Annotated in this window: 15 protein-coding genes; all 15 read left to right on the forward strand. The window is 38.8% G+C overall.

Annotated elements, in window-relative coordinates; all coding sequences use genetic code 11:
- Window positions 1-140: 140 nt before the first annotated feature.
- The 15 genes from LDX58_RS01570 (at window position 141) to LDX58_RS01640 (ending at window position 12,592) form a co-directional block, all read left to right on the forward strand.
- A complete protein-coding gene (locus LDX58_RS01570; protein WP_227935103.1) occupies window positions 141-1,334 on the forward strand; it encodes a 2,3-diketo-5-methylthiopentyl-1-phosphate enolase in 1,194 nt (397 codons plus the stop codon).
- Window positions 1,331-1,990 carry a 2-hydroxy-3-keto-5-methylthiopentenyl-1-phosphate phosphatase gene (locus tag LDX58_RS01575; RefSeq protein ID WP_227935104.1) on the forward strand — a complete coding sequence of 220 codons (660 nt, stop codon included), beginning with the start codon at window positions 1,331-1,333 and terminating at the stop codon, window positions 1,988-1,990. Before LDX58_RS01570 ends, LDX58_RS01575 begins: the two co-directional genes overlap by 4 nt.
- Window positions 1,987-2,610: a methylthioribulose 1-phosphate dehydratase gene (locus LDX58_RS01580; RefSeq protein ID WP_227935105.1), complete on the forward strand. Its 624-nt coding sequence runs from the start codon at window positions 1,987-1,989 to the stop codon at window positions 2,608-2,610. Before LDX58_RS01575 ends, LDX58_RS01580 begins: the two co-directional genes overlap by 4 nt.
- On the forward strand, window positions 2,611-3,150 hold the full coding sequence (gene mtnD / locus LDX58_RS01585) for an acireductone dioxygenase (protein ID WP_227935106.1): 540 nt from the start codon (window positions 2,611-2,613) through the stop codon (window positions 3,148-3,150).
- A 117-nt stretch (window positions 3,151-3,267) separates the two neighbouring features.
- The gene (locus tag LDX58_RS01590; RefSeq protein ID WP_227935107.1) at window positions 3,268-3,519 is read left to right on the forward strand and encodes an asparagine synthase-related protein; all 252 of its coding nucleotides are present in this window, start codon (window positions 3,268-3,270) and stop codon (window positions 3,517-3,519) included.
- Between the two features lie 179 nt (window positions 3,520-3,698).
- Complete coding sequence (spoVAC, locus tag LDX58_RS01595) at window positions 3,699-4,157, forward strand: stage V sporulation protein AC (RefSeq protein ID WP_227935108.1); 459 nt, start codon at window positions 3,699-3,701, stop codon at window positions 4,155-4,157.
- Between the two features lie 14 nt (window positions 4,158-4,171).
- On the forward strand, window positions 4,172-5,176 hold the full coding sequence (gene spoVAD / locus LDX58_RS01600; protein ID WP_227935109.1) for a stage V sporulation protein AD: 1,005 nt from the start codon (window positions 4,172-4,174) through the stop codon (window positions 5,174-5,176).
- 2 nt (window positions 5,177-5,178) lie between these two features.
- Window positions 5,179-5,532, forward strand: a complete 354-nt coding sequence (spoVAE, locus tag LDX58_RS01605) for a stage V sporulation protein AE (protein ID WP_227935110.1) — start codon at window positions 5,179-5,181, stop codon at window positions 5,530-5,532.
- Between the two features lie 5 nt (window positions 5,533-5,537).
- A complete protein-coding gene (spoVAEA, locus tag LDX58_RS01610; protein ID WP_227935111.1) occupies window positions 5,538-6,113 on the forward strand; it encodes a stage V sporulation protein SpoVABEA in 576 nt (191 codons plus the stop codon).
- The gene (locus LDX58_RS01615; RefSeq protein WP_227935112.1) at window positions 6,097-7,590 is read left to right on the forward strand and encodes a spore germination protein; all 1,494 of its coding nucleotides are present in this window, start codon (window positions 6,097-6,099) and stop codon (window positions 7,588-7,590) included. Before spoVAEA ends, LDX58_RS01615 begins: the two co-directional genes overlap by 17 nt.
- 529 nt (window positions 7,591-8,119) lie before the next feature.
- The gene (gene lysA, locus LDX58_RS01620) at window positions 8,120-9,439 is read left to right on the forward strand and encodes a diaminopimelate decarboxylase (RefSeq protein ID WP_227935113.1); all 1,320 of its coding nucleotides are present in this window, start codon (window positions 8,120-8,122) and stop codon (window positions 9,437-9,439) included.
- 189 nt (window positions 9,440-9,628) lie between these two features.
- The gene (locus LDX58_RS01625; protein WP_227935114.1) at window positions 9,629-10,066 is read left to right on the forward strand and encodes a peptidylprolyl isomerase; all 438 of its coding nucleotides are present in this window, start codon (window positions 9,629-9,631) and stop codon (window positions 10,064-10,066) included.
- An 85-nt stretch (window positions 10,067-10,151) separates the two neighbouring features.
- The gene (locus tag LDX58_RS01630; RefSeq protein ID WP_227935115.1) at window positions 10,152-11,066 is read left to right on the forward strand and encodes an NAD(P)/FAD-dependent oxidoreductase; all 915 of its coding nucleotides are present in this window, start codon (window positions 10,152-10,154) and stop codon (window positions 11,064-11,066) included.
- Window positions 11,067-11,454: 388 nt separating this feature from the next.
- Window positions 11,455-12,123, forward strand: a complete 669-nt coding sequence (locus LDX58_RS01635) for a hypothetical protein (RefSeq protein WP_227935116.1) — start codon at window positions 11,455-11,457, stop codon at window positions 12,121-12,123.
- A gap of 79 nt (window positions 12,124-12,202) precedes the next feature.
- Complete coding sequence (locus tag LDX58_RS01640) at window positions 12,203-12,592, forward strand: hypothetical protein (RefSeq protein WP_227935117.1); 390 nt, start codon at window positions 12,203-12,205, stop codon at window positions 12,590-12,592.
- Window positions 12,593-12,595 lie beyond the last annotated feature (3 nt).

Genomic DNA, 12,595 nt, shown 5'->3' on the forward strand with positions numbered 1-12,595 from the left:
TACTACTAAAGAAGGCTGTCCAGGTATTTGAAAAAGATTGACGACTAAAAAAAATGCTGTCAAAATTAAAAACTATCAAAACTGTTAATTTCTTCCGGTTCCCTTGGTTAGTGAATGCAGTTTTATGGAGGGGAAATGTAGTGAGTGAGGTACTAGCAACATATATTCTCGAGGTAAAGAAAGACAACTTAGCAAAAAAAGCAGAAGCTATTGCGACTGGACTTACAGTCGGCTCTTGGACAAATCTCCCAACTGTTGAGCAAGAGCAATTACAACGACATAAAGGAAGAGTAGTTGAGACGAAGATGGTTGCCGACAACAAAGCTGTTATTACGGTCGGATACCCGGCTATTAATTTTTCAAATGATCTACCAGCTGTGTTAACGACTACTTTCGGAAAATTTTCTCTTGATGGAAAAGTTAAGCTTCTTGATCTATCGTTCAGTGAAGAGATTAAACGTAGCTACCCGGGTCCACAATTTGGAATTGAAGGAATCCGGAGCTTAACCAATACATACGAGCGTCCATTATTAATGAGTATTTTCAAAGGTGTAATCGGACGCGATCTTAGTTCTCTAAAAGAACAAATGAAAGCTCAAGCTCTAGGTGGAATAGATATTGTCAAGGACGATGAGATTCTTTTCGAGAATGAGTTAACACCACTTGAAAAAAGAATACCAGTTTGTCAGGAAGCGTTGCGTGAAAGCTATGAGGAAACTGGCAAGAGAACACTTCACGCAGTCAACCTAACTGGGAAAACCATGGAGTTAAGAGAAAAGGCTTATAAAGCAGTGGAGCTAGGCGCAGATTTGCTTCTCTTTAATGTGTTTGCTTATGGTCTTGATGTCATGCAGGCACTCGCTGAAGACCCTAATATTCCACTGCCTATTATGGCTCATCCAGCCTTTGCTGGGACGATGATTTCTTCACCTGATTACGGTCTTGCACCGGGGTTATTACTTGGTAAATTAGCAAGGATGGCTGGGGCAGATTTGGTATTGTTCCCATCACCTTATGGGTCTGTAGCGATGGCGAAGGAAGAGACCCAAGCAATTGCAAGAAATTTAATAGAAGAAGACCAGTTTAAAAAGGCATTCCCAGTTCCGTCAGCAGGGATTCATCCAGGACTGACACCGAAACTAATTGCCGATTTTGGCATGGATAGTATTATTAATGCAGGTGGTGGAATACACGGACATCCAGGCGGAGCAGCTGCAGGTGGGAAAGCGTTTGTACAAGCAATTGATGCAGTTTTAAACAACCAAACATTAAATGAGGCAGCGGTTGATCATCCTGAGTTGGCTAAGGCCATTGAATTATGGGGTGGCGAATGAACGAGAAAAAGCGACCAATGATATTTTGTGACTTTGATGGAACAATTACGGTTAATGATAACATTGTTGCCATTATGAAGAGGTTTGCGCCACCAGAATGGGAAGCGATTAAGGACGATGTATTGGCTCAGCGTCTTTCCATTCAAAAAGGAGTTGGACAGTTTTTTAGACTCCTTCCCTCTTCTCTTAAAGAAGAAATGACTGAATTTATATTAGACGATGCTAAGATTAGAGATGGTTTTGGAACCTTTGTCGAGTATACAAAAAAGCATGACATTGATTTGATTGTAGTAAGTGGGGGGATGGATTTCTTTGTCAATCCGCTCCTTAAGAGCTATCAGCTTCCTATCTACTGCAATCAAGCAAAGTTTAATGAAGAGAAGATCCGTGTGGAATGGCCACATGCTTGTGATTGTCATTGTACGAATGAGTGTGGATGTTGCAAACCCTCTATTCTACGAAAAATCGGAGAGGGTCGGTTTACAATTGTGATTGGTGATTCCATTACCGATCTTCAAGCAGCCAAACAAGCGGATTTTGTGATTGCCAGAGATTTTCTGTTAGAAAAGTGTCAAGATCTTGAATTACCACATGCTTCTTTTCAGACATTTCATGAAGTAATTCAGATTTTGAAAGATAAAGAGGTGACAGCATGATCTCAAAGTGGAATGAGTTAGCTACTGTAAAGCGAGAGCTTGCAGAGAGAGATTGGTTTCCAGGAACAAGTGGCAACCTTTCAATAAAAGTAAGCGATGATCCATTAACTTTTTTAGTTACAGTTAGTGGAAAAGATAAATACAAAGAAACAGAAACGGACTTTGTCCTCGTCGATGAGCAAGGCAATCCTCTTTCAGACCAAGGGAAACCATCTGCAGAGACAGTTATTCATTTAGAAGTGTATAAAAAAACGGATGCAGGTTGCAGTTTGCATGTTCATACGTTAGATAATAATTTGATTTCTGAGTTATATGCAGAGAAGGGGGCAATAACTTTTCGTAATGTCGAACTTATCAAAGCATTTGGTATTTGGGAGGAAGATGGGGAACTTACCATCCCAATCGTTGAGAATTGGGCTGATTTGCCTAAGCTTGGTCGTGCTATTGGTGAGAAGATTGAATCAGTAACAAAAGCGATTCTCATTCGTAATCATGGGATAACAGTATGGGGAAAAAATGCATTTGAGGCAAAAAGACATCTTGAAGCTTGTGAGTTCTTATTTTCCTACCAAATGAAATTATTACATGCGAAGGCAATTAATCTAAAGGAGGTTTTATAAATGGCAGTTATTAGAGTGAGAAACAGCGGTAAAGTAGTTGAAGGACAAGATAACGTTCATGCGTTTTTAGAAGAACAAGGGGTATTCTTTGAACGTTGGGACATGGGGAAATTACCTGAGAGTTTAGTTGAGAAGTTTGACTTAACAGATGAAGACAAAGCTGAAATTTTAAAAAGTTATGATGACGACATTCGATCTCTTGCAGACAGAAGAGGATATGTGAATTGGGATGTGATTGCCTTATCAGAAAAAACACCAAACATTGAAGAGTTATTAAAAAAATTCGAGCAAGTTCATACTCATACGGATGATGAAGTGCGTATTATTACAGCAGGTCACGGCATTTTTATCGTGAAAGGCGACGACGAAACGGGCTATTTTAATATTGAGCTTGAAGCTGGTGATGTTATTTCTGTTCCAGAGCACACACCTCACTTCTTTACATTAATGGAAGATCGTCAAGTGGTGGCTGTCCGCTTGTTCATCGATACAGATGGATGGGTTGCTCATCCATATGAAGAGAAAAACCATCAAATCTAATCTAAAAAAGACAATTCCTATCACAATGTTGCTGGGAATTGTCTTTTTTTTGATGTGAGCAATAAATTTAATATTATTTTCTTTCTTAAACAATTCTATAAATATTTGCGTTTTTGATTGAAAAATCAATTATATGACTGGGCGCTCGAATTAATCAAAGACAGTGAAACGAGTGAATACATCTTTAAAGTGTATGTCAGACAATTATTAGATGATCATAACCTGAACAAAGCTGATTACAGTAGAAAAATTTGGACTGTACTCTCATTTATGGTGTGGCATCAAGTTTATGTTGAGCAAAAGTTTAATATGAATGAGTGGAAACAGCATGTCGTGTACAGAAACAAGATGTCAGTTTTTTTTCTATAAATGTAGGCATGTAAAGAAAGTGAGGATAATTCGTGGGGAAATTTCCATTGATTCATCCTCTTTTCCTTTATTTTAGAATGAAGGAAGGATTCTTCAGTCATACTAACGGTAAAATCAAAATGAGTGGATTATCGTGAGTTTTAAATCAGGATGTGTGATCAGAGCTGGGGGGTTGAATTTTGAGTAAGGATGAACAAAAACAATATCAGAAAAACATAAAGCTCTATCAACCAAAGAGTCATATTATCAAAAATGGTGTGAAGGCTTTTGTAGTGGGTGGTTTAATTTGTATGTTAGGCCATGGAATCAGTCAAATTTATATGACTTATTTGCCAATCACTCAAGAAGAAGCGATGAGTCCGGCGCTAGCGACATTAATATTATTAGCGGCTCTCGCCACTGGTTTTGGTGTTTATGATAAACTAGGGCAATTTGCTGGTGCAGGTTCACTAGTTCCTGTTACAGGATTTTCCAATGCGATGACAAGTGCAGCCTTGGAGCATAGAAGTGAGGGACTTGTTTTTGGTATAGGTGCCAATATGTTTAAACTAACAGGTGCAGTTATAGCTTTTGGTGTTCTCTCTGCATATTTAGTCAGTTTAACTAGATTGCTTGTCGAAATGTTGATTAACTCGTAAAGGGCGTGTTGGGATTGGAAAGACGTGGAAAGCAAACATGGCATTTTCACAATCCTGTCTACGTACAGGGAACAGGGACTGCAGTTGGCCCTGAAGAATCCAAAGGGCCCCTCGCGGATAGTTTTGATGTTTGCTACGACAATTTATATGCAGGGGAAGAGAATTGGGAGTTAGCGGAACGACGATTAATGAAAGACGCTGTTGAAACAGCATTAAAGCATGCGGAGAAAAAAAGTCTTGAAATCGACTATTTCTTAGCTGGTGATTTACTTAATCAAATTGTTACATCAAATTATTACGCTAGAGAACTGGAAATTCCGTATTTAGGGTTGTTTTCTGCGTGTGCGACAGTCATGGAAGGGTTGGCTTTAGCTTCTCTTTTTATTGATACAGGAGTAGCAAAAAACGCACTTGTGGCAGTTAGTAGTCATAATGCAACAGCTGAAAGGCAATTTAGAAACCCAACTGAATTTGGTGGTCAACGTCCTGATACGGCAACATTTACCGTTACCGGTGCTGGTGCGATCATTGTAGGGACAAAGCCTGCTCCTATTAAAGTGACAGACGCTACGATTGGTAAAGTAAAAGACTTGGGTATCAAAAATCCATTCGATATGGGATCCGCGATGGCTCCAGCGGCCGCGGATACCATTGTCACACACTTGCTAGAAACGAAACGTGATCCTTCTTATTACGATGTCATTGTTACAGGTGATTTATCACGTGTAGGAAGTAGTATTTTGCGCAAGCTAGTACAAGATAAGGGAATTCATTTAGATCGTTATGAGGATTGTGGTGTGATGATTTATCATCAGGAACAACCGATATTTGCGGGTGGGAGCGGTGCAGCCTGTCCAGCTGTCGTAACATTTGGCCACTTATTGAAAGAAATGAATCGGGGTAGAATCAAGCGGTTGTTAGTTGTTGCTACAGGTGCACTATTAAGTCCTCTAATGATACAACAAAAAGAGTCGATACCATGTATCGCACATGCATTGTCATTTGAACGGGAGGAGTAAACATGTTTGAATATGCGGCAGCTTTTGTAGTTGGAGGGTTGATTTGTTTTATAGGACAAATGCTCATGGACATAGGCAAACTTTCTCCTACCCATACGCTTAGTACACTAGTTGTTGGTGGTGCCTTGCTAGATGGATTTCATCTGTATGATCGGTTAATTGATTTCGCTGGTGCAGGAGCCACTGTTCCAATAACTAGTTTTGGACATTCGCTTGTACATGGAGCGATGTCCGAAGGTGGTCGCTACGGCTTTTTCGGAGTCGGAATGGGGGTGTTTGAAGTGACTTCTGTAGGGATATCATCAACGATTTTATTTAGCTTTTTAGTAGCGATGTTCTTTAAACCAAAGGGGTGATGAAAATGGAGAGACGAAAAGTGATCTTAGTAACGGATGGGGATGAGCATGCACGGAAAGTCATAGAGTTGGCGGCAGAGGAAGTAGGTGGAAGGTGTATCAGTTACTCGTGGGGGAACCCAACTCCAATTAGCGGAGAAGAAATCGTCTCTCTTATTTTACAGACTCCTTATGATCCAGTCCTAGTAATGTTTGATGATTGCGGGCAACATGAAGGTGGATTAGGAGAAAAAGCGATGCAATATGTCGCCTTACATCCGCAAATTGACGTGTTGGGAGCAATAGCTGTTGCTTCCTCGACTCACTCACGTGAATGGACACATGTTGATGTAAGCATTGATCGATATGGAAACTTAACAGAATTTGGAGTCGATAAAGAGGGATTACCAGATTTGGAAATAGGAAGAATAAATGGCGATACAGTTTATATTTTGGATGAATTAACTATTCCGGTTGTTGTTGGGGTTGGAGATATAGGCAAAATGGCTGGATTTGATTCGATCAAAAAAGGGGCCCCAATTACAAAGCAAGCAGTGGAAATCATTTTGAAACGGAGCGGATATCATGAGTCACGTCCATGAAAAAAAAGAGACCCCGATATCTCGAAACATTGTTGAAAATGAAGCAGAAATAAAAAAGAGACTTGGATTTGGAAAGTCCTTTGATGTTGGAGTCCGTACCCTAACCATTCTAGATAAACACATTCAAATTTACTTTGTTACTGGGTTATGTGATATTCAATACATTATTGAATTGTTAAAAGAGTTAATGGATTTAGATGTCCGTGGTCGCAAAACAGAAACGACGAATGTGAAACAAGCAATAACGAACCACTTGACGCATGTTCAGATAGAGTATAAAAACACGTTAGAAGATTCGATCACACAAATGCTCTCTGGTCTGATTTTCATTTTAATTGAGGGTGAAGACCAGGCGATTGTTATTGATGTGAGAAGTTATCCTGGTCGTGGACCTGAAGAACCCGATACAGAGAGAGTTGTTCGTGGGGCACGTGATGGTTATACGGAAAATATTATTATCAACACAGCTCTTACCCGGCGTAGAATTCGTGATGAACGATTACGCCATGAAATTATGCAGGTAGGAGAGCGTTCTAAGACGGATATTTGTTTATCGTATATTGATGGAATCGCTGATCCGAAAATGGTCGAGATATTAAAAAAAGAACTTGAAGCCATTAATATAGACGGTTTGACAATGGCGGATAAAATTGTGGAGGAATATCTGGTTAAACAAGGATTTAATCCATTTCCACTTGTTCGGTATACAGAGCGACCAGATGTGGCGGCCAATCATTTACTCGAAGGTCATGTCCTAATTATGACGGATACGTCACCAAGTGTAATTATTACGCCTGCCACCTTTTTTCATCATGTCCAACACGCCGAAGAATACCGTCAAGCTCCGTTTATTGGAACCTTGTTAAGGTGGACTCGATTTATTGGTATTATTTTCTCGTTAATGGTTTTGCCTTTTTGGCTATTGCTCGTTATGCAACCTTCTTTGCTCCCTCCAGCCTTGGATTTTATTGGGCCCAATGAAACGAATAACATCCCTGTTTTCTTACAAATAGTCTTTGCTGAACTCGGGATAGAACTGTTAAGGATGGCAGCCATCCATACTCCTTCTCCGCTCGCGACAGCACTCGGTTTAGTTGCGGCTCTCTTAATTGGGGAAATAGCGATTCAAGTTGGTTATTTTACTCCAGAGGTTATTTTATACGTTGCGATAGGAGCAATCGGCATGTTTGCTACACCAAGTTATGAACTAGGCGTGGCATTAAAAGCAGCAAGAATGATCTTGATTTTTGCCGTAGCTATCTTTTTAGCTCCTGGATTTATCATTGGAACCACACTGTTTATTTTAGCACTTGCAGTGATCAAAACATTTCAAAAACCATATTTATGGCCATTTCTCCCATTTGATCCCCCTGCGATGTGGCATATCCTTGTGCGAGCGTCTGTACCAAGTGCCAGATTCCGTCCAAGAATTGTTAACCCGCAAGATCCGATTAAACAAAAAGTTAAGGCAGAATAAATGGGAAAAAGCTTCGCAATTTTGCGTAGCTTTTCCTCTTTGAGTGGAAAAAATTGATATGTTAACTTTAGTAGAAAAGCATTCATTTAGAGAGCAGGGGTATTAGAAGGAAGGTTCTACGTTTGACCGATTGAACTTATGGCATCATAGTAACCATAAGAGCAATAGTGTTTATATTAGACCGTTTCTAGAGTTACCGATTCTTGCAGGGATAAAAAGTTTTGAAAAGAAAATACAAGAAGAAAAGTTATCTAAAAAAACGATGCTCTTGGTGTAGGTTGTAAGTGGCTTTTAACAGCTTTTTAGAACTCTTGAACATATCTATTTAGTGTGATAAAGTTATACTCATAATTTTATAAATCTTATGTACGATTTAATAGATTTTTAAGGTGGAATTTGCATGCATATAGGTATGTAACTAACAATGTTTTTACCGTAAGATTAGGTTACTCTTGTGCAGTTGTAGCAGCTAGTGTACCAACATTAGCTGCTTTTTTAAGTATTCAACTAAGAAAGGAAGTAAACATAAATGTATACAAATGGTACGAGTCGTATTAATGATCAAGGTCAATTAGAAATTGGTGGAGTGAATACAGTTGATCTCGCAGCAAAATATGGAACCCCTTTATTTGTGTATGATGTTGCCCTGATTCGCGAGCGAGCGATGCAGTTTCAAGAAGCTTTCAAAATGGAGGCAGTTCCTTTTCAAGTCGCTTATGCAAGTAAAGCATTTAGCTGTTTAGCGATGTTTCAGTTGGCTGATGAGTTAGGTCTAAGCCTTGATGTTGTTTCAGGTGGTGAACTTTATACGGCCATTGAAGCGGGTTATCCAATGGACCGTATTCATTTTCATGGGAATAATAAAAGCCTAGCTGAACTTGAAATGGCAGTTGAAGCTGGAATAGGTTGTATTGTTGTTGATAACTTCTATGAACTTCGTGAGTTAAGTCGTATTTGTAAAGAGCGTCAGCATCGTATGGAAGTCCTTCTTAGGATTACCCCTGGAGTCGAAGCGCATACGCATGATTATATCTCAACCGGTCAAGAAGACTCGAAGTTTGGTTTTGACCTTGTAAGTGGTCAAGTACATGAAGCGGTGCAACAAGCACACGAAGATGAATTTTTGCACTTACTTGGTGTACACAGTCATATCGGATCACAAATATTTGAAACAAAGGGTTTTGTGATGGCGGTTGAAAAGATGTTTGAGTTAATTGAAGTATGGAAAGAGAAATTTGATTTTACGCCTAGTGTTTTAAACTTAGGTGGCGGTTTTGGAATTCGCTATATTGAAGGCGACACGCCTCTTCCAGTTGGAGAATATGTGAGGAAAATGATTGAAGTTGTGAAAGAAAAAGCTGCTGCAACGAATTTAACAATGCCTGAAATCTGGATTGAGCCAGGACGTTCCCTTGTTGGAGATGCAGGAACAACTTTATATTCAATTGGTTCTCACAAACACATTCCTAACGTACGTGATTATTTAGCTGTTGATGGGGGAATGAGTGATAATTTGCGTCCTGCCTTGTATCAAGCTGAATACGAGGGCGTATTAGCGAATCGCGCCAATGAAGAAGCAACTGAAACCTTTTCGATTGCTGGTAAATGTTGTGAAAGTGGCGATATGTTAATTTGGGATTTACCGTTACCTAAAGCTAATCATGAAGACATTTTAGCTGTTTTTTGTACAGGAGCATACGGTTATGCGATGGCAAATAACTATAATCGAATTCCTCGTCCTGCTGTTGTTTTTGTTGAAAAAGGTGAAGCTTTTGAGGTGGTTAGACGTGAACGATATGAAGATCTTGTTCGTTTAGATTTACCATTAGTAAAAAAAGTGTCAAACTAGATTTGTCTTGGTTTAAAAACGAGTGCTTACCAATTAAGGTAGCACTCGTTTTTTATTATAACTCAGAAGAACCAGGTGTTAGAATTTGTAATGTTATGAGTTATTTTCTGACTTCAGTCATTCGATTTCACATTCCAAAGCTAATCGTGTACAATAAAGTGAATCTACTCAAAAATGGAGGCTATACATATGAAAAAAGGTACTATTTCTTTTGAAAATGGCGAAAAACTTGTAATTGAATTTTTCTCGGAAGCTGCACCGGGACATGTTGAAAACTTTGAGAAACTGGCTAATGAAGGTTTTTATAATGGATTAACATTTCACCGTGTAATTCCTGGTTTCGTTGCTCAAGGTGGTTGCCCAACTGGTAACGGAACGGGTGGTCCTGGCTACACAATTAAGTGTGAAACAGCAGGTAACCCACATAAGCATGTTGCGGGTTCTCTTTCAATGGCACACGCTGGAAAAGATACGGGTGGAAGTCAATTCTTCATCGTGCATGAGCCACAACCACATTTAGATGGTGTTCATACTGTATTTGGACAAGTTGTTGAAGGGCTTGATTCTATTTACCGTATTAAGCAAGGCGACACGATGCAAGAAGTCAAGGTTTGGGACGAAGAATAGAATACGACGAGTAAAAGAAGGGCAGACTAGGTCTGCCTTTTTCATTTTGTCAGAATCGAATTAAACTCGGAAAGGGGTTTAGACAATGGATCAAAGAACGGTTGATGTTGTCATTGTGGGGGGCGGTCCTGGTGGTTTAAGTGCGGCCCTAGTACTAGGACGGTCACGTAGAAGTGTCGTGTTAATTGATTCAGGTCATCCACGGAATGAGGTGACATATGAGTCCCATGGTTTTCTAACAAGAGACGGGATTAAACCTTTTGAACTCAGAGAATTGGCCCATGAGCAAATGAAAACCTATCCGAATGTAACCATTGTGAGCGATTTAGTGGAAGGAGTCGTAAATGAACAGAAACAGTTTAAAACCACGACCCAAACAGGTTCTGTCTATTATAGTAGAAAAGTGATTTTTGCAACGGGGTTAAAAGAAGATATCCCTGATATCCCAGGACTTGATCAAGTTTACGGAAAATCAGTATTCTCATGTCCTTATTGTGATGCTTGGGAACATTGTGATCAAGCAATCGCGATGATTGGAAATAAACAAGACCTCATTCATTACATTCGTTTAATTTACAATTGGAGTAAGGACTTAATCGTAGCGACAAATGGACCTGCTAAACTAACTGAAAAAGAAAAACAAGAGTTGAGCCAACACAAGGTTCGTTTGATTGAAACTCCGATTAAAGAAGTAATATCAAAGGACGGGTTTTTAGAGCAAATCGTTTTCAACGATGGAGAAACAATCTATCGAGAAGCTGGATTTATTGTAGATACAGGTGCAGAACAAGCAACGATGCTTCCTAGAGAGTTAGGAATAAAATTAAATGATAAACATGGATTTGAAACAAAAGAGCATGGTAAGACAAGTATAGATGGACTCTTTATTATTGGTGACGCAGCAAAACGCTTTACTGGATTAATGGGAGCGGCAAGTGAAGGCTATGAAACCGGTGTATATATGAATAAAGAATTTGTGGAGGAAGATTGGTTTAAATAATATCTAAGTCTCTGTTAAAAGAGAACAGGCTTTTTTGTATAAGTAACTCAACCATTCTATAAATGATCGAGGAATATACTTCTGATTGGAAGAATGAAACAGTGGATAATGAATTTATTCGAGATGCAATGTAGCAGGATCAACAGAAATGAAAATTAAAGGTAAGACCAGATAAGGTTTATTAAGAGGGATAGGTCTAGGTAAAAATAGGTAGATTGATTCTAAGAATTTTAGTATGATGTGGATATTAAGAATTGATGAATAAAAGTTGAAAAATTGGGTAATATAGTTTCATCATTTATTTTAGACTAATCAATACGAACAGGCAGATCCTTAAAGGGCTGCCTGTTTTTATGAAACTAGTGTTCACTAGGGAGTAGGTGCGAATTTGTGTAAATACAAATATCCTGATTACTGGAAAAGGAAAGTAAAGCAAGGAGACAGCTGGCTTTCTCCAAATAATCAAATCTATAAGCAGAACGATTTAATTTTTATTGGTCAAATTCTGAATTCATATTCGGGTCAGCAAGAATCGGTTCGTTTACTTTTTGAAGATATTAAAGCGGTTACAGGGTTTGTTCAATATATTTTCTTGCCAACGGCCTTCATAGGCTATTTTATGATTGATGAGATGGATCCGAAAACGATTATGATAGGCGATGAATCCTTTTCAAAAATATTAGAGCAATTACCTCTTAGAGAAAATGTGGAACCTGATACGACCGAAAAGATGAAAGAGATACTAGAGACTCTTGAATTAAGTTGGGATTTCGATGAAATAGAAACCTCCTTTACATTAGAGCGAGTATTAAGGCAACTTGAGAAAATATCTATTGATCACATCATTACATCGTTTAATATATTGAGGTCTCCAAGTGGTTTAGCTACATGGTTAGTGAATGAATATGAAAGTGAGCCGATTCTTGGGGTGCACTCCCTAGAAGAAGAAGTGAATATGAATATTGATGAATTTATTCAATTAAGTAAAGAAGCGGAATCAGAGCCTTTTCAATCAAAACGTTTCTTTCACAGTCTAGATGGTGTGATGATCTTATAATCATTGCATAGACACCCAATCAAACTAGTTGTTTCTCCATACACTATATAGTAAATCTAATGGTAAAGGAGAATTCAGCATGTATGAACATCGAAATCCAACAATTGGAAGAGACATGACAACGCCAGGGTCAAAAGGGAAAAAAACAAGCAAACCAGTTGAGGATAAAAAGCTGGTATGTGAACAACCAGTAGAAGAGCCAGTATGCAAACCAGTTGAAGATAAAAAAACAGTAAAAGATAAAAAAACAGTTGAAGATAAAAAAACAGTTGAAGATAAAAAACAAATAAAAGATAAAAAATCAATTGAAGATAAAAAGCCAGTAAAGGGAGAGAATAAAGACCCTAAAGAAGAAAGGGAAATGATTGATCCTTGGTCAAAACTTCTTTTCGGGACACCTAGACCCGCGCAAACTCAGTCTGCAGATGATAAAAAAGCTGAGCAACGTCCAGGTTTTTGGTGGATCTAACGA

Origin of the sequence: Alkalihalobacillus deserti (genome assembly GCF_020734105.1) — a bacterium.
Classification (GTDB): domain Bacteria; phylum Bacillota; class Bacilli; order Bacillales; family Bacillaceae_D; genus Halalkalibacter; species Halalkalibacter deserti.